Raw genomic sequence first — 21,442 nt, forward strand, 5'->3', positions numbered from 1 at the left:
GTTTGTGGGGATGCGGGGCAGGGCATGCGATAGCGCGGCTAAGGGCTTGGGCGCAATGGAGAGGGCGGTCAGGGCCGCGGCGGGTGCCTGCCCCCAGATCTCCACTACACTACCACTGGATCGCTTCCAAATAATCGAGCAGATTGGCGAAATCGGTTTCCAGCACCTCCCCATCCGCGCCGCCATTGGGGTAAACATGGCGCAGCCCAACGGCGGAAAAGTCGGGCATGGGGGAGGCAGTATCGTCTTTTGCAAGCTGGCCCATGACAAAGCGGCTGACAAATTCGCGCGGGAAATACCCGTCATTGCGCTGTTTCAGCCCAGCCAAGTCAGGCGGCACAACATCAAGCTGCAGCGACATGGGGCCAGCCCCTTCGCCCCGCGCACCGTGGCAGGCGGCGCATTCCTTTGCATAGACCCGCTGCCCTTCGCGGACCCGGTCGGCATCTTCGGAAGACCCGTCTGAACAGGCAGCGAGAAGGGCGCAGGACAGTCCGACAAAGGCGGTTAAACAAGGGCGCATGTGCAGCAGGTCCTTTGTATCAGCGGGCATTAGTGCGACAGAAGCACAGGAAAGGCGCTTTGTTCAATCAGGCTGCGGGTCGTGCCGCCAAAAACCTTTTCGCGCAGGCGGGAGTGGTCATAGGCCCCCATGACGATCAGCTCGGCGCCGGTTTCCTTGGCGCGCTTCACGATCGCGGTAGCGATGTCCTCTCCGCCGCTTGCATATTGCTGCACCGCGACGTGGCACCCTTGGTGGGTCAACCATGCCGCGACATCTGTGCCGGGGTTTTCCCCGTCATAGGCAGAGATCGAGACCGGATCGAAGAGCGCCACAGTCACCTCCCGCGCGGTCCGCAGGCTTGGCAGAGCCGCCCGGATCGCCCGCGTGGCTGGGAGGCCCGCTTTCCGTGCCACAAAGACCGATTGCGGGGCCAGAGCCGCCTGTGGGTTCGATATGTTCAGCAAGACGGGGGCAGCGGAATCGAACAGTGCGGCATGGACGATGTCTTCGAACAAGCGCGCGTCTTCGCGCAGGCCCGTCCCGATAAGCACCGCATCACAGGTGAGCCCCGCCCGCGCGACGGTGTTTCGTAGGGCCGTGGCTTCACCACAGACCGCGCGGACATCTGCGCTGGCGCCTTGGTCGCTGAGATACTGCGAAAATTCCTTGCGCTGCTTTTCGACCGCGGCGCGGGCCTCATCCACATCCGATTGCCAGCCAGCGGGAAGGGAATAGGTGCTGAGCTCTCCCACGCCCATGGAATAGACCGGCACCGGAGCGGTTTCGCTGAGCAGAAGAACGATCAGATGGGCGCCATGGGTCTGCGCCTCGCGCGCGAGGGTCTCTAGCTGGTCGGGCCGGGCGTTGACCCCGAGAACGACTGTCAGTGTGGTATTTTGCATAGCGGCGCTCCTCATGTGACCGTGGCCAGTATGGGGCGGCGACGGGGAAGCTGCATTGATCTGGATCAATTGGAGGTGTGGGGATCACTTGGCGGCGGAGGTGCTGTGAAGGGGCATACGAGGGGCTAGAAAAACGCGCCAGCGCCTACTGGGGTTGAGCGATATTCAGCATATCGTCATCCATTATCGATCGGATAAAAAGTCACTACTCTCAAGGCGGTAGTGGCGGAGAGACAGGGATTCGAACCCTGGGAACCCGTGAAGGCTCAACGGTTTTCGAGACCGCCCCGTTCGACCACTCCGGCACCTCTCCGCGGGGGTCTGGGGGGTCCGTTTAGTCGCCTTTTCAGGCAGTGGCAAGAGGGGTTTTGCGCATCAAGGGAAAGTTTGGGGATTTTCATTGTGCCGGGGCTGGTACAGCCTAAGTTTAAAGGCAGAATTCCGCGAAAGGACAGCCCATGTTTCGCCAAAATAGATTGATCGCAGCCCCCTTCGTCATGGCGATGATGCTGCTTGTCGCCCTTGCCGTGCCGCTACGGGCGGCAGAGCGCGGCGCGTTGGAGCGGTTCTTGGAAGTGACCGGCTTTGACGTGGCGTTAGAGAGCATTCGCCTCTCAGCCGATTCCGCGCCCGAGATGTTGGGGTTGCAAAGCGAGGATTTCGGCTCGGAATGGTCGCGGCTGGTGCGGGATGTCTTTGACACCGAGTTGATGCACGGCATGGCGATGGATATCCTTTCGGAAACGCTGAGCGACGATCTGCTGGATCATGCCGCCGATTTCTATGCGAGCGATCTGGGCCAGCGTTTGGTGGCCGTAGAGAACAAGGCGCATATGGCCGAGGATGACGGGCTGAAGGCGGAAAGCGGTGCAGCGATTGTGGCGGGGCTTGAGCGCATTGGCTCGCCGCGATTGGAAACACTGCGGCGTTTGAATGTCGCCAGCGATGTCGAAGAGATCTCGGTCCGGGCCATTCAAGAGGTGCAGATTCGCTTCCTTTTGGCCGCCGCGGGCGCCGGGGTGATCGAATTGCAGATGGAAGAGCCTGACCTGCGCGAAGCGATGCGCGCGCAGGCCGATGAACTGGGCGCTCAGATTGCCGCGAATGCTTTGGCCAACGCGGCCTACACCTATCAATCCTTCTCAGACGACGATCTGCTCGCCTATGCCGAGGCGCTTGAGCATCCCGAGATGCAGCAGGTTTATACGCTGATGAACGCGGTCCAATATGAGATCATGGCCAATCGGTTCGAGGCCGTGGCCACCCGGCTCGCGGCGATGCAGCCCAGTCAGGACCTCTAATGCGGGCTTGGGTATTTGCGCCACTCCTGTGGCTTCTGGCTTTGCCCGCTTGGGCCGACGCGCGCATGACCGTGCTTGTCGATTTGTTGGAGCTTCGGCAAGCGGCGGTGATCCTCAGTGACGAGGGGCAGGCCCATGCCGAGATGCTGAACCAAGACATGCTGGGCGGGCAGGGCGGTCCGGGCTGGCAGATGCAGGTCGAAAGCATCCATGACGCCGGGCGCATGGTCGAAATGGTGCGCCGGGCACTGGAAGAGACGATGACCTCTGGCGAAGTCGAGCAGGCGATTGACTTCTATTCAACGGAATTGGGCGGTCGGATCGTCGGGCTGGAGAACGCGGGCCGTGCCGCCATTGCCGAGCCGGAAGTGGAGCAGATCGCGCGGGCGCACTATGGCGTATTGGCCGGGGATCATGATCCACGGGTCGCTCTGATCCGCCGCTTGATCGACGCCGCCGATATGGTTGACCGCAATGTCAGCACGGCGCTCAACAGCAATTTCCAGTTCCTGCGCGGAATGCGCGACGGTGGCGCCTTGGAAGACAGTGACGAAGACCTCTTGGCCGAGGTCGGCGCCGAGCTGGAGGCGGTTACCGAAGACACCTCTGTCTGGATGCACGCCTATCTGCTGCTGGCCTATCACCCCCTGCGCGACGCCGAGATTGCACAATATGCTCAATTTGCCGAGACAGGCGCCGGGCGTGCCCTCAACCGGGCGCTTTTCGACGGGTTTGGCCGGGCTTATGAGGATATCTCTTACGGGCTTGGGCGTGCTCTGGCCCTGAATATGGTGGCCGAAAGCCTCTGACAGGGGCAGAGAATTGAGCGCGAAAACCTACTTGACTTGTCCCGCCATTCCGAAGATAAGCCCGCATCCCGGCGGGTAATCCGTCCTAGGGATTGATTTTTAATGACGCCCTAAGGGCGCGCTGTTCGAGGCGGATTGGCCGGAAAGCCATCCACAAACTCCCAAGCGGGGGCCACAGAACGCGGATGACAGAAAAGGAAGACGCATGTTTGCGGTCATCAAGACAGGCGGCAAGCAATACAAAGTGCAATCCGGCGATATGCTGCGGGTTGAACGTATTGCGGCCAATGCTGGTGAAACAGTCCAGTTCAACGAAGTTCTGATGCTCGGCGGCGACAGTCCCGTGCTCGGCGCGCCTATGGTTAAAGATGCAGGCGTTCAGGCCGAAGTCGTTGACCAGATCAAAGGCGAAAAGGTTATCAACTTCGTCAAGCGTCGCCGGAAGCACTCTTCCAAGCGTACCAAAGGTCACCGTCAGAAACTGACCTTGATCAAGATCACCGACATCCTGTCTTCGGGCGCGGATAAGTCGGGCGTTGCTGCTGCCATCGGCACCGGCTCAGTAAGCGCTGCCGCTGTTGCTGCGATCACCGGCAAGTCCGATGATGCTGCAAAGCCAGCCAAGAGCAAGAAGGCCGCCGCACCTAAGGCGAAAGCCGAAAAAGCCGCGCCGAAGGCCAAGAAAGCCGACGCAGGCACCGACGACCTGAAAGAGCTGAGCGGCGTTGGCCCGGCACTTGAGAAGAAGCTGCACGAAGCGGGGATCACTTCCTTTGCCCAGATCGCAGCATGGACCGAAGCGGATATCGCTGAAGTTGACGAGAAACTGTCTTTCAAAGGCCGTATCCAGCGTGAAGGCTGGGTCGATCAGGCCAAAGAAAAGACCAAAGGCTAAGGAGAGACCGAGATGGCACATAAAAAAGCAGGCGGTTCATCCCGTAACGGGCGCGACTCAGCTGGTCGTCGCCTTGGCGTTAAGAAATATGGCGGCGAAGCCGTTATCCCTGGCAACATCATCGTGCGTCAGCGCGGCACCAAGTTTTGGCCAGCTAACGGCGTTGGCATGGGCAAAGATCACACGATCTTTGCAACCGTCGACGGCGCTGTGACCTTCCACAAAGGTCTGAAAAACCGCACGTTTATTTCGGTTTTGCCACGCGCGGAGGCCGCTGAATAAGCCGTACCCCAAAGGGTTTGAAAAAATCAGGGATCGGCGATACCGCCGGTCCCTTTTCTTTTTCCGGGACATGTCCCATGCGTTTGTTTTTCAGTTCAAGGCTCGACGGCCTGTCAGATCGTTTTACCGTTCTTGGCGGGACAGGGCCGAATTTTGATAAAGTCGTTACATTCGGCAGGGAGGAATATGTCGGATGTATCAACGCCCCGAAGCGCTGTTTGTGCCTCATCGGGGCAGGGGCGGCCAGCTTGGACCAAAGCCCCCAATCCAGTCTGTTCGGAGGAGGAACATGACGATGCAGTTGGAAGCGATTGTGAACCAACCAGTTATTGAGACAGAGCGTTTTGACCTACGCCCGGTGCGCCGGTCGGATATGGGCATGATTGAGATGTATGCCAGCGACCCTCGGGTCGCCAATGCGACATCCTCTATCCCGCATCCGCTGCCGCCGGGCAGTGTCGAAGCCTATGTGACCCGCGCAATGTCGGATGACCGGGAAGAAGACGTCTGGGTCATGGATGGCAGCCGCGCGGAGAGTTCCGAGGTCATGGGGGTGATCTCTCTCACCCGGCTCGACCGCAACCAATCCGAAATCGGCTATTGGGTCGCCCCGGCGTTCTGGAACACCCATCTGGCCTCCGACGCGGTGCAGGCTTTGGTGGATGCCAACCCCTTGGGCAATGACGCGCTTTTTGCCTCTGTTTTCCATGACAACCCGGCCTCGGCCAAGGTGCTCACCAACGCAGGGTTTGTCTATCTCGGCGACGCGGAAACCTATTGCTTGGCCCGCGATGCTGCCGTACCCACATGGACCTATAGCTGCAAGCTGTAGCTCCGTTTCCCGCGCCTGAAAGGCAAGACCATGAAGTTTCTCGACCTGTGCAAAGTCTATATCCGATCCGGTGCCGGGGGCGGCGGCTGTGTGTCGTTCCGACGCGAGAAATACATCGAATATGGCGGTCCGGATGGCGGCGATGGCGGCACCGGCGGCTCGGTTTGGGCCGAGGCAGTGGATGGGCTGAACACGCTGATCGATTTTCGCTATCAGCAGCACTTCTTTGCCAAGAACGGGCAACCCGGCATGGGCAAACAGCGCACCGGCAAGGATGGCGATGACATCATCCTGCGTGTGCCCGTCGGCACGGAGATCCTCGACGAGGATCAAGAAACGGTCATCGCGGACCTGACAGAGCTGGGCCAGCGCGTCCAGCTAGCGCGTGGTGGCAATGGCGGCTGGGGCAACCTGCACTTCAAATCCGCCACCAACCAAGCGCCGCGCCGCTCAAACCCGGGCCAAGAGGGCGTCGACCGTACGCTCTGGCTGCGGCTCAAGCTGATCGCCGATGTGGGGCTTTTGGGTCTGCCGAACGCGGGTAAGTCGACCTTCCTCGCCACGACATCGAACGCGCGGCCAAAGATTGCGGATTACCCTTTCACCACGCTGCACCCGAACCTTGGGGTGGTTGGTGTCGATAACACAGAATTCGTCGTAGCCGATATTCCCGGCCTTATCGAAGGCGCTTCCGAAGGGCGCGGGCTGGGCGATCTTTTCCTAGGCCATGTCGAGCGTTGCGCGGTGTTGCTACACCTGATCGACAGCACGTCCGAGACTGTGGCGGAAGATTATCACACCATCATCGGCGAGCTGGAAGCCTATGGTGGCGATCTGGCGGAAAAGCCGCGCGTCACGGTGTTGAATAAAGTTGATGCGCTGGATGAAGAAGAGCGGGCAAGTCGTTTGAGTGACTTGGAAAAAGCTTGCGGCGGCGAGGTGATGATGATGTCCAGTGTCGCCGGTGAAGGCGTGACCGAAGTGTTGCGGACCCTACGCCAAAACATCGATGACGACCGCCTCCGCTTCCGCACCACCGAGGAAGACACGCCTTGGCAACCCTAAGCACCGCCCGCCGTGTCGTTATCAAGATCGGCTCCGCCCTTTTGGTGGACCGCGACAGCGGCAATTTGCGCCGGGATTGGCTGACCGGATTGGCGCAAGATGTGTTGTGGCTCAAAGGGTTGGGCTGCGACGTTGTACTGGTTTCCTCGGGCTCAATTGCACTTGGACGGGGTGTCTTGGGCCTCCCGCCGACTGTCTTGGCGCTGGAGCAAGCACAGGCGGCGGCGGCTGTCGGGCAAATCCGCCTCGCGCGAGCTTACGAAGAGGTGCTCGCCCCCCATGGCATCACGACCGCGCAGGTCTTGGTCACGCTGGAAGACAGCGCCAACCGTCGCCGATACCTCAACAGCCGCGCCACGCTTGAGCAGTTGCTTTCGCTCGGCGTCGTGCCGATCGTGAATGAGAATGACACGGTGGCGACCGATGAAATCCGCTTTGGCGATAACGACCGTCTCGCGGCGCAGATCGCGGTGACAGTGGGGGCGGACCAGTTGATCTTGCTTTCCGATGTGGATGGGTTCTACAGCGCCAATCCTTCGCAGGATCCCACCGCGCGACGCTATGAGGTGATCGACAGTATCACGCCCGAGATTGAGGCGATGGCGGGCGATGCCGGGTCGGGTTTGTCCAAAGGTGGCATGAAGACCAAACTGATGGCCGCGCGCACGGCGACCACGGCAGGCTGCGCGATGGCGATCACCGATGGTTTTGTCATGCGACCGCTCACGGCACTTGAAGGTGGGGCGAATGCCACGTGGTTCAGCGCGCAGAGCGATCCGCAGGCCGCGCGCAAACGTTGGATCGCCGCGATGAAACCGCGCGGGGCGGTCACTGTGGACGCCGGCGCGGTCGCGGCCCTGGCGCGGGGCACATCGCTGTTACCCGCGGGGGTGACGGCTGTCGAAGGCCGTTTTGAGCGCGGTGACAGCATCGCCATGTACGACCCGGCGGGGCATGCCGTGGGCCATGGTCTCAGCCGCTATTCCGCCGAAGAGATCGGGCAGATCAAGGGCCACAAAAGCGCAGAGATCGAGGCCCTGCTGGGCTATCCCGGGCGGGCGGCCTTGATTCATCGGGACGACATGGCGCTCTAGGCGCGCGCAAGATTAAGACAGGGGCATAAGGCTATGAGTGACATCGAAAATATATCTAAATTGATGGCCGATATCGGGGCCCGCGCCCGCGCCGCAGCAGCGCGTCTGGCAAGCGCCACGGCAGAGCGTAAACATGCCGCATTGATCAGCGCCGCCGACGCCGTTTGGAAGAACCGGGCCGAGATCATCGCCGCCAATGCGCAGGATCTCGACTTTGGTCGCGATAAGGGACTGTCGGATGCGATGATGGACCGGCTGATGCTGGACGAAGACCGCATTCGCAGCATGGTCGACGGGCTGCGCTCGGTCGCGGAACAGGCCGACCCAGTGGGAGAGATCATCGCCGAATGGGACCAGCCTTCGGGGCTAAACATCCAGCGTGTTCGGACCCCGCTTGGCGTGATCGGCGTGATCTATGAATCGCGTCCGAATGTAACGGCAGACGCGGGGGCGCTTTGCCTCAAGGCCGGTAACGCGGTGATCCTGCGCGGCGGGTCTGAGAGCTTTCATTCTTCCCGCGCCATCCACGCCTGCCTACAACAGGGGTTGCGGGATGCGGGCATGCCCGAGGATGCGGTGCAACTGGTGCCCACACGCGACCGGGCGGCGGTGCGTGAAATGCTAACCATGACCGATACCATCGACGTGATCGTGCCGCGGGGCGGCAAGGGGCTTGTTGGGTTGGTACAGCGTGAGGCGCGCGTGCCGGTCTTTGCCCATCTTGAAGGGATCGTGCATATCTATATCGACGCCGAGGCCGACCCTGAGAAAGCGCTTAAAGTGGTGCTGAACGCCAAGACACGGCGCACGGGCATCTGCGGCGCGGCGGAGTGTTTGCTGATCCACGAGGGTATCGCCAAGACCATTGGCAAAGGTGTGATCCGGGCCTTGATCGATGCCGGTGTCGAAGTGCGCGCCGATGCGGCACTGCAGGATATCCCCGGCACGGTTCCGGCGAGCGAGACGGATTGGGGGCAAGAGTACCTCGACATGATCGTGGCGGCGCGCGTCGTGCCCGATGTCCAGGCTGCCATGGCCCATATTCGCCAGTACGGGTCGGGCCATACGGACTGCATCCTGACCGAGAACACTGAGACAGCGACGGAATTCTTCAGCGGGTTGGACTCGGCGATTCTGATGCACAACGCCTCCACTCAATTCGCGGATGGGGGAGAGTTTGGCATGGGTGCGGAGATCGGCATCGCGACGGGCAAACTGCACGCCCGCGGCCCCGTCGGTGCGGCGCAGTTGACGAGCTTTAAGTACCTCGTTCGGGGCGCGGGAACGGTGCGCGGCTGACCCTTAGAAAGACAGGGTGAGGACCGTGTCAGCGCTGTCTACTGTGATTTCATTCCCCTGCGCTTGGGCCAAAATGGGCAAGAGCGCGAATTGGACCTGTGCAGGTTGTAGCGACTGGTCTGGATTCGGCTGAGACAATAGCGCCCAAAGTGCGGGGTCTATCGCGATCTTGTCGGCTTCGGCATGCAGACGCCATTGGCCAGCCTCTACGGTAATGGTGATCCGCCCGCCATGGTGCAAAGCCGTCTCCATACAAAGCAGCGATAGGAACGCCATTCGCACGCAGTTGCGCGATTGGGGGCTTGTGATCTGCCAGTCAATCTCAACCCGTGAGGCGGTATAGAGATCGCGCAGGATCGATGTCACTTCATTCTGGCCCATGGTCTGATCGCCAGCGGCCCCGAAAGCGATGCGGAAAAACCGGATACGGGCCGAGGCGCTTTCGACACTTTGGCCGATCAGGGCAAGCTCTGGCCCCGGTGCGGCCCCGGTGCCAGCCATTTCAAGCAGTTCAAGCCCGTTGTTGATGGCGCCGATTGGCGATATTAAGTCGTGGCAGATGCGGCTGCCGATCAGCGCGGGCAGGTCGATGTTAAATTGGTCCATGGTGGCCCCTTAGGATGATTGGAAACGGCATGGATGATCTGAACGCGCTGCTGACGCCGGGCATGCTGGTCATGCACCCGCAGCATCCCGAATGGGGCACGGGCCAAGTGCAAAGCAACATCGGCGGCAAGGTGACGGTCAACTTTCGTGACCAGGGTAAGGTGGTCATAGATAGCTTTCGTTTGGAATTAATGCCGGTCTTTGATGAGGGATGACCCTTTCTAAATCCTTAATGGTGGAAGAAATTTTCTTTGAAGCAACCAGAGGGAGAGTAACCGGTTTTCACTTTCCTTGCAACTGTTGCGCCTTGCCAGTCGATTGCCTATCAGGCGAAGACTTTCATTTCGGGCATAGGATTGGCCGATGCCGCGGGGCGTTGCAGCAGATTTTCAAGTCAGACTGGCGCAGACGGACGCTGATGTGCAGGCCGCGCAGCGGCTCCGCTATGATGTCTTCGTGCAAGAGCTGGGCGGCGGCGGGCCGATGGTCGATCACACCGCCGGGCTGGAGCAAGACCGGTTCGACCCCTACTTTGATCATCTGCTTTTGACGGATCTGCGTAAAGACAAGCTTGCGGGCGTTTACCGGGTGATGCGCGGGGATATGGCCGCGCGGGCAGGCGGGTTCTATTCAGAGACGGAATACGATCTGACACCGCTGAAGAATTCGGGACGTAAACTATTGGAATTGGGGCGGTCTTGCCTTGATCCTGCCTATCGCGGTGGCACGGCGATGCACCACCTTTGGGCCGCGCTCGGGCGCTATGTGGCCGAGCATGAGATCGAGGTTCTGTTCGGCGTGGCAAGTTTTCACGGCACCGATACGGCCGCCTTGGCCGAACCGCTTTCGCTGTTGCATCATCGGCACTTGGCGCCCGCAGACCTGCGCGTGCGCGCCCGTGAAATCACACCGATGGACCTGATCCCTGAGGCCGAGCTTGACCGGCGCAAAGCCATGCTGGCCGTGCCGAGCCTGATCAAAGCCTATCTCCGGCTGGGCGGCACCGTGGGCGAGGGGGCCTATATCGACCGTGCCTTTAACACCACGGATGTCTGCCTGATCTTGGACACGAAACAGATGAGCGCGCGTCAGACACGGTTCTATGGCGGAGGCGCAGGATGACCACGACTTGGGACAGTGACCAGCCACCGCCCAAGCGGCACCTGACCCTTGGGGGGATGTTGCGCGTGGCGCTGCGCGGTGTGCTCTTGGCGCTTTTGGTTTTTGGCGGGCTGGTGGTCTTGTTGCTGTTGCGGCTGATCGAGCGGCCAATTTTCGGCCTGCACCGGCCCATCACGCCCCATATCACGCAAATGGTATGCCGAGCCGCATTCTGGGTGCTTGGCATGCGCTTTGTCAGGCGGGGCACCCCGATGGAGCGGCGCGGCGCGGTGGTGGCCAACCATACGTCGTGGCTGGATATTTTCGCGCTGAACGCGGCCAAACGGATCTATTTCGTCTCCAAATCCGAAGTCGCGGGCTGGCCCGGCATCGGCTGGTTGGCGCGGGCGACGGGGACGGTCTTTATCCGCCGCGACCGGGCCGAGGCGCGCAGCCAGACAGAGGTTTTTCGGACACGGCTGTTGGCGGGGCATAAGCTGCTGTTCTTCCCAGAGGGCACCAGCACCGACGGGCTGCAAGTGCTGCCCTTCAAAACAACCCTTTTTGAGGCTTTTTTCGACCCGGCCTTGCGTGACGAGATCGCGGTTCAGCCGGTGAGTGTGATCTACCATGCGCCTCAGGGCGAAGACCCGCGGTTTTATGGATGGTGGGGGGATATGTCATTTGGGGCGCATCTGCTGACGACACTGGCCGCGCGAAAACAGGGTGCGGTCGAGGTGGTCTATCACCCGCCGCTTCCGGTAGCCGATTTCGCGGGGCGCAAGGCGCTGGCGCAACATTGCGAGGCGATCGTGCGGGCAGGGCATGCCGATCCCCGGTCGGGCCTGCAATAAGCCCCTTGCGCTGCGGCGCGCGCTGGCATATATGCGCACCACTTGAACCCGCAGTCGGGGTTGGGCCTTTTGGGGAGAAATCCCAAAACGTCCGCCGGTTGGCAGCATGACGCTGTCATACCCCCGATGAGGCTAAACCGGAAAGGTATAAAGACATGGCTCTTCCTGAGTTCTCCATGCGCCAACTGCTTGAAGCAGGCGTACACTTTGGTCACCAGACACAGCGCTGGAACCCCCGCATGGGCCCGTACATCTACGGCGCACGCAACGGCATCCACATCATGGACCTCACGCAAACCGTTCCTATGCTGGACGATGCGCTGAAAGTGATCCGTGACACCGTCGCCAAAGGCGGCAGTGTTCTCTTCGTTGGCACCAAGCGTCAGGCTGCTCAGCCGATCGCCGAAGCCGCAGAGAAATGCGCACAGTATTACATGAACCACCGTTGGCTCGGCGGCACGCTGACCAACTGGCAGACCGTTTCGCAGTCGATCAACCGTCTGAAAAACATCGATGAGCAGTCCGAGCGCGGCTTTGAAGGCCTGACCAAGAAAGAGCGTCTTGGTATGGAGCGTGACCAGTACAAACTGGAAGCATCGCTGGGCGGCATCCGCGAAATGGGCGGCCGTCCTGACCTGCTTTTCGTCATCGACGTGAAAAAAGAAGCACTGGCCATCGCCGAAGCCAACAAACTGGGCATCCCAGTTGTGGCCGTGGTTGACACCAACTGCTCGCCCGACGGCGTTGACTACATCATCCCCGGCAACGACGACGCGGCCCGCGCCATCTCGCTTTACTGCGATCTGGCATCGCGCGCTGCTCTCGACGGCATGTCCGCTCAGCTGGGTGCGGCAGGCGTTGATCTGGGCGCCATGGAAGAAGCCCCCGAAGAGGAAGCCGTAAGCGAAGAAAGCACCGGCGTCGAAATCGGCAACGCATCCGAAGAGACCGTGCATGACGATGCCATGGGCAAAGACGCGCCGCTGGACATCGAATCCAAGAAAGAGACCGTCGCAAAAGCCGAAGGCTAAGCGTCACGGACCTGAAACACGGGGCAGGGTAACCTGCCCCGATTTCCACCAGTAGCGGGCCTTGGGCCTGAACCCGATTTCCAAAGGAGAACCAAGAGATGGCAATCACAGCATCCATGGTCAAGGAACTGCGCGACAGCACCGGCGCGGGCATGATGGACGCCAAAAAGGCACTGACAGAAAGCAACGGCGACATGGAAGCCGCCGTTGACTGGCTGCGCACCAAAGGTCTTGCCAAAGCGGCGAAGAAATCCGGCCGTACCGCAGCCGAAGGTCTTGTGGCTGTCAAGGTTGAAGGCAGCCGCGGTGTCGCGGTTGAGGTGAACTCCGAAACCGACTTCGTTGGCAAGAACGCCGAGTTCCAGTCCATGGTCAGCAACATCGCCGATGCAGCGCTGAAAGTGGACGATGTCGAAGCGCTGAAAGCGGCTGAGATCAATGGCAAATCCGTTGAAACCACGCTGACCGACGCCATCGCCAAAATCGGCGAGAACATGTCCCTGCGCCGCATGCAGAGCATCGAAGGCGAGACCGTTGTCTCTTACGTGCACAACGCAGCCGCGCCCGGCATGGGCAAGATCGGTGTTCTGGTCGCCATGAACGGTGGCAACGAAGAACTGGGCAAGCAGATCGCGATGCACATCGCCGCTGTGAACCCTGCATCGCTGTCCGAAGCTGATCTGGACCCAGCCGTGGTCGAGAAAGAAAAGCAAGTTCAGATGGACATCGCCCGTGAAAGCGGCAAGCCCGAAGCCGTGATCGAGAAAATGATCACCGGCCGGATGCAGAAGTACATGTCTGAAGTGACGCTGGTGAACCAGTCCTTCGTTGTGAACCCTGATCTGACCGTCGGCAAAGCTGCCGAAGAAGCGGGCGCGACCATCACCGGTTTCGTGCGTCTGGAAGTTGGCGAAGGCATCGAGGTCATCAAAGAAGACTTCGCAGCAGAAGTGGCAAAAGCCGCGAAAGGCTAAGCCTTTTCGTCATGCTGAATATGGGGCGGCGCATTCCAATGCGCCGCCCTTTTTCGTTGGAGGGATACGCATGGCGGCGCTGCCAATGCGCAGGGCGGGGGCCGTGAACGAAGAGTATCTGGGGATGGGTAGGGATCCGGTCAGCCAGGTGAAAAATAAACCTGACTGAAACCGGCGGGCCCAAAAGCGCCTTGGTATTACAAGGATTTAAAGCCCGTCGTACCGTTGATGCGAACACCCGCGATACTGGCGGACCATGGCCATCTACTACCTGAGGTGCCAGTAAGGTATTCCATACCCTAATATATTACGGATCCATCACAAACATCTGGTTCGCAAAAGCGGCCTTCAGCACCGCCTGAGCTGTCGTCTCAACCGACAGCGCTTCTCGGGCGAGGCGCAGGTGTTTTTCGACGGTGGGGGCTGTCAGACCCATCAACAGAGCGATGTCCTGCGTTGTTTTGCCATCTCCGACCCATTGCAGTACCTCTAGCTGGCGCCGCGTAAGGCTTCGGTTGGGGCTGCTATAGGGCAGGGACAGGATCTTTAGATGCGCGATTTCATTCATCAACTGAATGTCGGCGCCATGCTCGTCCCAGATCGCATCGACCTCGTCTTGGGTCAGGCCGCGCCGTGCCGTCAAGGCGATCGCGCCTTTGGACCGCGCCGAGATTGAACGGAAACTGATCGTGTAGCCCGCGGTCACCTCCATCCGCGCGTTGAAATCAACCACCCGTTTCTCGGACTCCGACAGGTCATCGCCATGCGTGATCTCGGGCAGGGTGCCCCAGCTACAAGCGCCTTCGTTGTTCAGCGCCCATCTGAGCATAGGCGCGTTGAAGTACAGCCCGCTATGAAGATAGCCGTTAAGATACTCCGGGCTTTGATTGCTCAGAATAACAAAATCCGCCGGATCCCCCAGCGATGTCGGCGTTCGGTAGCGCGTAAACCCGTAGATCAGCCGGTCAAACCCATAGTCAGCCATCTGTCGTGTATGGGCATCCCAGAGTTCTTCGATTGTCGGGCTATGCGCGATTTGATGAAGATAATCGCGCAAATTCATTAGCTTACAATACAACGTTGAAGGGCTTGGATGGCCAAAACATAGCCGTGTACACCGAAACCGCAGATTTGTCCGATGGCCACAGGGGCGATGTAGGACCTATGGCGAAAGCTCTCACGGGCATGGATATTACTCAAATGCACTTCGACCACAGGGAGTTCGACAGAGGCAATGGCATCCATCAGCGCGATCGACGTATGCGTATAGGCGCCAGCATTCAGAATGATACCAGCATGTTGGCCACGGGCCTCATGGATCAAGTCGATCAACGCGCCTTCGTGATTGGACTGCGCAAACTGCATCTCCAATTCCAGCCGCGCAGTTTCCGCCGCGCAGAGAGCCTCAACATCCGCCAAGGTCGTCTTGCCATAGACCTCAGGCTGTCGCGTGCCCAACAGGTTCAGGTTCGGGCCGTTCAAAATAAGTACAGAGGCCATAATCACTCGCTTTAAAACATCTAGATAGTGTTAGCGGAGCGAAACTGGCGCTGTCCAGCGTCAGGTGGCATTGAGGTGCTACTGTGGCGAGAAGATCGCAACAACGGGGCCAATACCGTAATATGTAAAACTCATAATCAGTATTATGTAAATAAATGGCGTCCTAAGGGTGAACCGAATGCCTTAGCCCAAGGCGTAGCCCGCGCCCCGTACGGTACGGATTGGATCACCACCGCCTTCACGGGTTAACGCCTTGCGCAGTCGTGCAATGTGAACGTCCACAGTGCGCGTGTCGACATAGATATCGCGGCCCCAAACGTGGTCGAGCAACTGGTCGCGGCTGAACACGCGGCCGGGTTTCTCAAGCAGCGTTGTCAGCAGCCGATATTCTGTTGGCCCCAGTTTCAGTTCATTGCCCGCACGGCTTACGCGATGGCGTTCTGGATCAAGCTGGATGTCATCAAAGCTGAGTAGCGCGCCTGCGGCTGCAGGTCGTGTGCGCCGCAACTGCGTTCTCACACGCGCCATGAGTTCGCGCAGATTGTATGGCTTGATGACATAGTCATCCGCGCCGGTCTCAAGGCCCCGCACGGTGTCCACTTCCTCGGATCGCGCCGAGAGCATGATGACCGGGATATGCCGAGTGCTCTCTCGCGACTTCAACTGGCGGCAGACTTCGATGCCGCTCATTAAGGGCATCATCCAATCGAGGATCACCAGATCAGGTGCGGCCTCTGACACCAGCAACATGGCTTCTTCACCATCCTCGGCGCGCCGCACCTCAAAGCCTTCGGCTTCGAGGTTGTAGGCCAATACCTCACGTTGCGCGGGTTCGTCTTCTACCAGCAAAACCTGTGGCCGGGTCACGTCCATGGTTTCAGTCCTTCGTGGTGATCGAGGTGCGGTCGGCCTTGGGCCTGTCGTCCTCAGGCGTCTCACCGGTCACCAGATAGACGACCTGTTCTGCGATGGCCGTGACATGGTCGCCCATACGCTCGACGTTTTTGGCAATGAAATGCAGGTGCATGCAGGCTGTGATGCTGCGCGGGTCTTCCATCATGAAGGTCAGGAATTCACGGAACAGCGCATTATACATCTGGTCGACATCTTCGTCGCGGGTGATCACGTCACGCGCAAGATCGGCGTCGCGCTGGATATAGGCATCAAGCGCGTCTTTCAGCATCGCCTCAACTGCGCCGGCCATGCGGCGGATCGCACCGGTGCTGTCGCTGACTGGCTCCATCTGGTTCAGCACGCTGCTGCGCTTGGCCATGTTTTTCGCATAGTCGCCAATACGTTCGAGGTTGGCGCTAATCTTGATGACACTCAATGTCAGCCGCAGGTCAATCGCCGTGGGCGCGCGCAAAGCGATAACGCGGGCGGCGCTTTCGTTGATCTGCTCTTCCAGCCCGTCGATGGCCTTGTCCCCTGCCCGCACCTCATTGGCGAGCTCTTCGTCGCGGGTTTCAAGTGACTGGGCACCGCGGCGGATGGCGTCTTCGACCAAGCCGCCCATTTTGAGGATCTGGGCCTGAACCGCTTCCAGATCGCGGTCGAATGCTGATGCAATGTGTTGATCTGACATGATATTATCCAATACGGCCGGTGATGTAGCTTTCGGTGCGCGGGTCTTGGGGGCGCGTGAAGATGTCGTCGGTGTCGCCAAATTCCACAAGGTTGCCGAGGTGGAAGAAGGCGGTTTTCTGGCTCACTCGCGCGGCCTGTTGCATGGAGTGTGTGACGATCACGACGGAGTAGTTCTGACGCAATTCGTCAATCAATTCCTCGACTTGCGCGGTGGCGATCGGGTCAAGCGCCGAGCAAGGCTCATCCATCAACAGCACTTCGGGCTCCGTGGCCACGGCACGAGCGATGCACAGACGCTGCTGCTGGCCACCCGACAGACCCGTGCCCGGTGAATGCAGACGGTCCTTCACCTCGTTCCAGATCGCCCCACGGCGGAGCGCCTGTTCGACAATCTCGTCTAGATCAGTCTTGTTGCGCGCCAGCCCGTGAATGCGCGGGCCATAGGCCACGTTGTCGTAGATCGACTTGGGGAACGGGTTGGGCTTTTGGAACACCATGCCTACCTTGGCCCGCAGCTGCACCGGGTCGACGCGTTTGTCATAGATGTCTTCGCCGTCGATGCGAATATCACCGGTGACGCGTGCGGCGTCAATTGTGTCATTCATCCTATTGATACAGCGTAGAAAAGTCGACTTCCCGCAGCCCGAAGGGCCGATGAAGGCCGTCACTGTTTTATCGTTGATGTCGATGTCCACGTCGCGAATGGCGTGGCTGTCACCGTAGTAGACCTGCACATTGCGGGCCGCGATCTTGACGGGTTGGGTTGTCACGTCACTCTCCGAATATCTGTTGTCTTTCATGGTCCCGTCCTTTGTTTACCAGCGTCGCTCAAAGCGGCGGCGCAGCAGCACGGCGATGGCATTCATCGAGATCAGGAACACCAGCAAGATGATGATACCGCCCCAGGCGCGTTCATAGAAGGCCGGGTCGGCGCGTTTGGCCCATTCGTAAATCTGGGCCGGCATGGCGGAATTCGGGGACATCAGCCCTTCGGCGATGGTCTCCGGCGGGTTGGAGGCGATGAAGCCGACCATGCCGATAAGTAGCAAGGGTGCTGTTTCGCCAAGGGCTTGCGCCAGCCCGATGATGGTGCCGGTCAGGATGCCCGGCGCGGCCAAGGGCAGCACATGGTGAAAGACCGATTGCATCTTCGAGGCCCCTACCCCAAGCGCCGCATCACGGATCGACGGCGGCACGGATTTCAGCGAAGCGCGGGTCGAGATGATGATCGTCGGCAGGGTCATCAGTGTCAGCACCAGACCACCGACCAAGGGGGCGGAGTTCGGCAGGTGCATATAGTTGATAAATACCGCAAGGCCGAGGATGCCAAAGACGATCGACGGCACCGCAGCGAGGTTGCTGATGTTCACCTCAATGATGTCGGTGATCCAGTTCTTGGGGGCGAATTCTTCGAGATAAATCGAGGCCGCAACACCGATGGGCAGCGCCAGCACCAGCACCACCAGCATCATGGCAAAGGAACCGATCATCGACACCCCCATGCCCGCCGCTTCGGGCCGCGCGTCAGAGGCGTCGGCGCCCGTGATGAAGTCGAGGTTAAAGCGCTTTTCGAGGCTGCCGTCAGCAATCAAAACATCTACAAAATCAATCTGTTCGGCGCTGATGTTCTTGTCATTGGCGATGCTTTCGCGAGTCACACGGCCCTTGAGGTAGCCATCGACGCGGCTGTTGGTCAGGAACTCGAACTCGGCGGCGGTCCCGATCAACTCTGGGTTCGCCAGAACATGATCGCGAAGCTGTGCAGCGGCGTCTTTCGACAGGATGTCAGCCATGTCTTTCGACTTGAGATCAGTCTCGATCCCCGCCGCTTCGACCTTGTTTTCAAAGGCCGCTTTCAGCAAAGGTGAATAGCCGAAGGTCGAGACCTTTTTAATGTCTTCCAGATCACGGTTGCCGTTCTTGTCGAGCTTGTCCTCCAGAAGTGGCACGGAAAGCGTCACATAGGTCTGCTGGAACGCGCCGGTACCGCGGGAGATGATGGTGAAAAGCAGCGTCAGCAGCATCAGTAGGCCGATGACGATGGCAATGATCCCATAGAGCTTGAAACGGCCCTCGGCGGCGTTGCGGCGTTTGGTCCGCCCGTCTTGCACCAGCAGGGACGCACCGCGCGGGTCTGCAAAAGGGGCTGCGGGGTTGGGGATATCGCTCATTCGTACTGCTCCCGGTATTTACGCACGATGTAGAGGGCCAGCACGTTCAGGCCCAAGGTCAGGACGAAGAGGGTCAGGCCAAGGGCAAAGGCCACCAGCGTTTCTGGGCTGGCGAAATCGCTGTCCCCGGTCAACTGGCTGACGATGCGGGTGGTGATGGTGGTCATGGCTTCCAGCGGATTGGCCGAGATGCGGGCGATGGCCCCTGCCCCCAGCACTACGATCATCGTCTCACCGATGGCACGGCTGGCGGCCAGCAAAACGGCCCCGACGATGCCCGGCAAAGCGGCGGGGATCACGACCTGACGGATCGTCTCGGACTGGGTGGCACCCAAGCCAAAGGAGCCGTCGCGCAGCGACTGGGGCACCGCGTTGATGATGTCGTCCGACAGGGACGAAACAAAGGGGATCAGCATGATGCCCATGACCAAACCAGCGGTCAGCACCGAGGTCGCGCCAGACATCCAGTCAACGCCCAGCAGCCCTGCATCCCCCCGGCCAAAGACCTGCACAAGGAACGGTCCAACCGTCAGCAGCGCGAAGAGACCGTAAACGATGGTTGGGATACCAGCGAGGATCTCCAGCAGCGGCTTGGCTGTGGCGCGCACTTTGGGACCGGCATATTCACTTAGGTAAATCGCGGCGAAGAGCCCGATGGGCACAGCCACCAGCAGCGCAATGAAAGAGATATAGAGCGTCCCCCAAAGCAGCGGCAGGATCGAAAGGTCACTGTCCCCGCGAAAGTTTGGCGCCCAAGACGAGCCGAAGAAGAAATCAGTCCATGGATGCAGATTAAAGAAGTTGATCGTCTCGAACAGCATCGACAGCACAATGCCCACGGTGGTGAGGATCGCGAGGGAGGCCGCAAGGATCAGCAGAGCTTTGATGCCACCCTCGACCCGGTTACGGGCGCGGAATTCGGCATCGGTTTCGCGCAGCACCAGAAAAAGCGCGATCAAGGCGATGAGTGCGACGACAATGTTGCGCCAAAAATTGCCCGTGGCCGTCATCTGACGGTAGGCCTGCGCGGCGGCGAGGACTTCGGGGCTGATCTCGGCCCCGATGGCGACGCCGCGTTCGGCCAGCCATGCGCGCAGATCGTCCGCGGCAGATAGGTCCGTTGCGTCGCCCGCGCTGAGAGCACCGGCAGAAACCGCCGCATCCAGCCCATCGGCCAACCGGCGTACATCGCTCATGATCAGGTTAACGGAAGACCCTTCGGGCACAGCCTCGGCAGGGATCATGTCGACCACCGAAGATTGCACCAGCATCGGCTGCACCAGCAGCCAGAGGCCCAGAACCAAAAGCGCGGGCACCGCCACGCTCATCACCGCGTTATAGCCGTAATAGCTTGGCAGCGAATGCAGATTGCGGCTGTCGCCTTGGGCAGAGGCCAAAGCCCGCCGCCGCGCAAGGAAGTAGCCGCCCAGTGCCAAAGCCGCGATCAGGATGACCAGTGGCAGCACCGCGCCTGTTGTCAGTATTTGTCCCACATGTCCCCCGGTGGATCAAAAAGCGAAAAACCGGGGGCAGTTGCCCGCCCCCGGCGTCGTTTAGGTTAGGTTTAGGAACCGCTGCCCATGACGGTCTCGTCGGCAACCACGGACTGGGTGTCGGCCAGCTCGGGGTCGGACACCAGACCGTATTCGGCCAGAGGGCCGTCGGGGCCAGCAACTTCGTCAGCGACGAAGAATTCTGCGTATTCTTTCAGACCGGGGATCACGCCGATGTGGGCTTTCTTGACGTAGAAGAACAGCGGGCGCGACACGGGGTAGTCACCCGAGGCGATGCTCTCGGTGGTTGGCTCAACGCCGCCCATGGTGGCAACCTGCAGCTTGTCGGTGTTGTTCTCATAGAAGGCCAGACCAAAGACGCCAATGCCGTCTTGGTTGCTTTCGATGCGTGCCAGCGTTTCGGTGTAGTCGCCGTCAATGTCGACGGATTTACCATCGGTGCGCAGGCTGATGCACTCTTTCTCGGCGGCATTCTTGTCGCCGTCCGCCGCTTCTGCGAATGCTTCCAGATCGCCCGTTTCTTCGCAGCCTGCGAGGATCACTTTTTCCTCAAAGACTTCGCGCGTGCCGTGTTTGGTGCCGGGAATGAAGGCTTGGATCGGCTGGGCTGGGAAAGCGGGGTTAACCTGATCCCACGTGGTGTAGGGGTTTGCGGTCACTTCGCCGTCGACGACAACCTTGGCGCTGAGGGCCTTGTACCAATCGGTCGGGGTGAACTCAAAAGTCTCGCCGTTGATGTCGGAGGCGAAAACGATGCCATCATAGCCAACGCGCACTTCGATGATGTCGGTCACGCCGTTCTCGGCACAGGCCGCCACTTCGGCGTCTTTGATCTGGCGCGAGGCATTGGCCACATCGATGGTGTTCTCGCCCACGCCTTCGCAGAAACGCTTGAGGCCAGCCGAAGAGCCGCCCAATTCCACGACCGGTGTCGGGAAGTCAAAGTTTTCGCCGAAGGCTTCGGCGACGATGGAGGCATAGGGCAGCACGGTCGAGGAACCGGCAACCTGTACTTGGTCACGCGCGGCAGCGGCAGTTGCGGATACGGCGGCAATCGCCAGGGCGGAAGTGGTGAGTTTTGCGAGTGACATGATATCTCCTGTCAGATGCGAATTGGTGA

General features: G+C 60.0%; 24 protein-coding genes and 1 tRNA gene. 13 read left to right on the forward strand and 12 right to left on the reverse strand.

The window, feature by feature from the left end; genetic code table 11:
* Positions 1-109 precede the first annotated feature (109 nt).
* From R1T45_RS13535 to R1T45_RS13545, 3 genes are all read right to left on the reverse strand, one after another.
* Positions 110-523, reverse strand: coding sequence for a cytochrome c (locus R1T45_RS13535; RefSeq protein WP_317389320.1), 414 nt, complete (start codon positions 521-523; stop codon positions 110-112).
* Positions 524-552: 29 nt separating this feature from the next.
* Entirely contained in the window at positions 553-1,407 is an 855-nt protein-coding gene (locus R1T45_RS13540; protein WP_317389321.1) for a universal stress protein, read from the reverse strand.
* Between the two features lie 223 nt (positions 1,408-1,630).
* A tRNA-Ser gene (locus R1T45_RS13545) sits at positions 1,631-1,720 on the reverse strand.
* 145 nt (positions 1,721-1,865) lie between these two features.
* Between R1T45_RS13545 and R1T45_RS13550 the strand changes: the two genes are divergently transcribed.
* The 8 genes from R1T45_RS13550 to R1T45_RS13585 all read left to right on the forward strand — a co-directional run bounded on the left by R1T45_RS13550 (position 1,866) and on the right by R1T45_RS13585 (position 8,984).
* Positions 1,866-2,708, forward strand: coding sequence for a DUF2059 domain-containing protein (locus tag R1T45_RS13550; protein ID WP_409202454.1), 843 nt, complete (start codon positions 1,866-1,868; stop codon positions 2,706-2,708).
* Complete coding sequence (locus R1T45_RS13555; protein WP_120351096.1) at positions 2,708-3,517, forward strand: DUF2059 domain-containing protein; 810 nt, start codon at positions 2,708-2,710, stop codon at positions 3,515-3,517. Before R1T45_RS13550 ends, R1T45_RS13555 begins: the two co-directional genes overlap by 1 nt.
* Before the next feature lie 205 nt (positions 3,518-3,722).
* Positions 3,723-4,412, forward strand: coding sequence for a 50S ribosomal protein L21 (locus R1T45_RS13560; RefSeq protein ID WP_067624931.1), 690 nt, complete (start codon positions 3,723-3,725; stop codon positions 4,410-4,412).
* 12 nt (positions 4,413-4,424) lie between these two features.
* Positions 4,425-4,694, forward strand: a complete 270-nt coding sequence (gene rpmA, locus R1T45_RS13565; protein WP_007119633.1) for a 50S ribosomal protein L27 — start codon at positions 4,425-4,427, stop codon at positions 4,692-4,694.
* 295 nt (positions 4,695-4,989) lie between these two features.
* Positions 4,990-5,526 carry a GNAT family N-acetyltransferase gene (locus tag R1T45_RS13570; protein ID WP_317391095.1) on the forward strand — a complete coding sequence of 179 codons (537 nt, stop codon included), beginning with the start codon at positions 4,990-4,992 and terminating at the stop codon, positions 5,524-5,526.
* Positions 5,527-5,556: 30 nt separating this feature from the next.
* On the forward strand, positions 5,557-6,591 hold the full coding sequence (gene obgE / locus R1T45_RS13575) for a GTPase ObgE (RefSeq protein WP_317389322.1): 1,035 nt from the start codon (positions 5,557-5,559) through the stop codon (positions 6,589-6,591).
* Positions 6,579-7,685, forward strand: coding sequence for a glutamate 5-kinase (proB, locus tag R1T45_RS13580; protein ID WP_317389323.1), 1,107 nt, complete (start codon positions 6,579-6,581; stop codon positions 7,683-7,685). Before obgE ends, proB begins: the two co-directional genes overlap by 13 nt.
* Before the next feature lie 33 nt (positions 7,686-7,718).
* Entirely contained in the window at positions 7,719-8,984 is a 1,266-nt protein-coding gene (locus R1T45_RS13585; protein ID WP_120351091.1) for a glutamate-5-semialdehyde dehydrogenase, read from the forward strand.
* A gap of 3 nt (positions 8,985-8,987) precedes the next feature.
* On the opposite strand, the gene R1T45_RS13590 is transcribed toward R1T45_RS13585, so the two are convergent.
* Positions 8,988-9,590, reverse strand: coding sequence for a histidine phosphotransferase family protein (locus tag R1T45_RS13590; RefSeq protein WP_317389324.1), 603 nt, complete (start codon positions 9,588-9,590; stop codon positions 8,988-8,990).
* A 29-nt stretch (positions 9,591-9,619) separates the two neighbouring features.
* On the opposite strand from R1T45_RS13590, the gene R1T45_RS13595 reads away from it, so the two are divergent.
* The 5 genes from R1T45_RS13595 (at position 9,620) to tsf (ending at position 13,550) form a co-directional block, all read left to right on the forward strand.
* A complete protein-coding gene (locus tag R1T45_RS13595; protein WP_067262087.1) occupies positions 9,620-9,805 on the forward strand; it encodes a DUF3553 domain-containing protein in 186 nt (61 codons plus the stop codon).
* Positions 9,806-9,953: 148 nt separating this feature from the next.
* Positions 9,954-10,712, forward strand: coding sequence for a GNAT family N-acetyltransferase (locus R1T45_RS13600; RefSeq protein ID WP_317389325.1), 759 nt, complete (start codon positions 9,954-9,956; stop codon positions 10,710-10,712).
* Positions 10,709-11,545, forward strand: a complete 837-nt coding sequence (locus tag R1T45_RS13605) for a lysophospholipid acyltransferase family protein (protein ID WP_132443391.1) — start codon at positions 10,709-10,711, stop codon at positions 11,543-11,545. Before R1T45_RS13600 ends, R1T45_RS13605 begins: the two co-directional genes overlap by 4 nt.
* Positions 11,546-11,700: 155 nt before the next feature.
* On the forward strand, positions 11,701-12,576 hold the full coding sequence (rpsB, locus tag R1T45_RS13610) for a 30S ribosomal protein S2 (RefSeq protein ID WP_067629648.1): 876 nt from the start codon (positions 11,701-11,703) through the stop codon (positions 12,574-12,576).
* A gap of 98 nt (positions 12,577-12,674) precedes the next feature.
* The gene (gene tsf / locus R1T45_RS13615) at positions 12,675-13,550 is read left to right on the forward strand and encodes a translation elongation factor Ts (protein ID WP_120351087.1); all 876 of its coding nucleotides are present in this window, start codon (positions 12,675-12,677) and stop codon (positions 13,548-13,550) included.
* Between the two features lie 307 nt (positions 13,551-13,857).
* Here the strand turns inward: tsf and R1T45_RS13620 are convergent, their stop codons facing one another.
* The 8 genes from R1T45_RS13620 to R1T45_RS13655 form a co-directional block, all read right to left on the reverse strand.
* Entirely contained in the window at positions 13,858-14,613 is a 756-nt protein-coding gene (locus tag R1T45_RS13620) for a LuxR family transcriptional regulator (protein ID WP_067936045.1), read from the reverse strand.
* Positions 14,613-15,050, reverse strand: a complete 438-nt coding sequence (aroQ, locus tag R1T45_RS13625; RefSeq protein ID WP_120351085.1) for a type II 3-dehydroquinate dehydratase — start codon at positions 15,048-15,050, stop codon at positions 14,613-14,615. The genes R1T45_RS13620 and aroQ overlap by 1 nt, the downstream gene beginning before the upstream one ends.
* A 183-nt stretch (positions 15,051-15,233) precedes the next feature.
* The gene (phoB, locus tag R1T45_RS13630) at positions 15,234-15,923 is read right to left on the reverse strand and encodes a phosphate regulon transcriptional regulator PhoB (RefSeq protein WP_067936042.1); all 690 of its coding nucleotides are present in this window, start codon (positions 15,921-15,923) and stop codon (positions 15,234-15,236) included.
* Between the two features lie 4 nt (positions 15,924-15,927).
* Positions 15,928-16,635, reverse strand: a complete 708-nt coding sequence (gene phoU / locus R1T45_RS13635; RefSeq protein WP_067628605.1) for a phosphate signaling complex protein PhoU — start codon at positions 16,633-16,635, stop codon at positions 15,928-15,930.
* Between the two features lie 4 nt (positions 16,636-16,639).
* On the reverse strand, positions 16,640-17,437 hold the full coding sequence (gene pstB / locus R1T45_RS13640) for a phosphate ABC transporter ATP-binding protein PstB (RefSeq protein ID WP_317389326.1): 798 nt from the start codon (positions 17,435-17,437) through the stop codon (positions 16,640-16,642).
* A 15-nt stretch (positions 17,438-17,452) separates the two neighbouring features.
* A complete protein-coding gene (gene pstA / locus R1T45_RS13645; RefSeq protein WP_317389327.1) occupies positions 17,453-18,808 on the reverse strand; it encodes a phosphate ABC transporter permease PstA in 1,356 nt (451 codons plus the stop codon).
* Positions 18,805-20,301 carry a phosphate ABC transporter permease subunit PstC gene (gene pstC / locus R1T45_RS13650; protein WP_411041240.1) on the reverse strand — a complete coding sequence of 499 codons (1,497 nt, stop codon included), beginning with the start codon at positions 20,299-20,301 and terminating at the stop codon, positions 18,805-18,807. Before pstC ends, pstA begins: the two co-directional genes overlap by 4 nt.
* Positions 20,302-20,372: 71 nt before the next feature.
* Positions 20,373-21,413: a substrate-binding domain-containing protein gene (locus R1T45_RS13655; RefSeq protein ID WP_317389328.1), complete on the reverse strand. Its 1,041-nt coding sequence runs from the start codon at positions 21,411-21,413 to the stop codon at positions 20,373-20,375.
* Positions 21,414-21,442 lie beyond the last annotated feature (29 nt).

It is taken from the genome of Sulfitobacter sp. LC.270.F.C4 (assembly GCF_032922545.1).
Taxonomy (GTDB): Bacteria; Pseudomonadota; Alphaproteobacteria; order Rhodobacterales; family Rhodobacteraceae; genus Sulfitobacter; species Sulfitobacter profundi.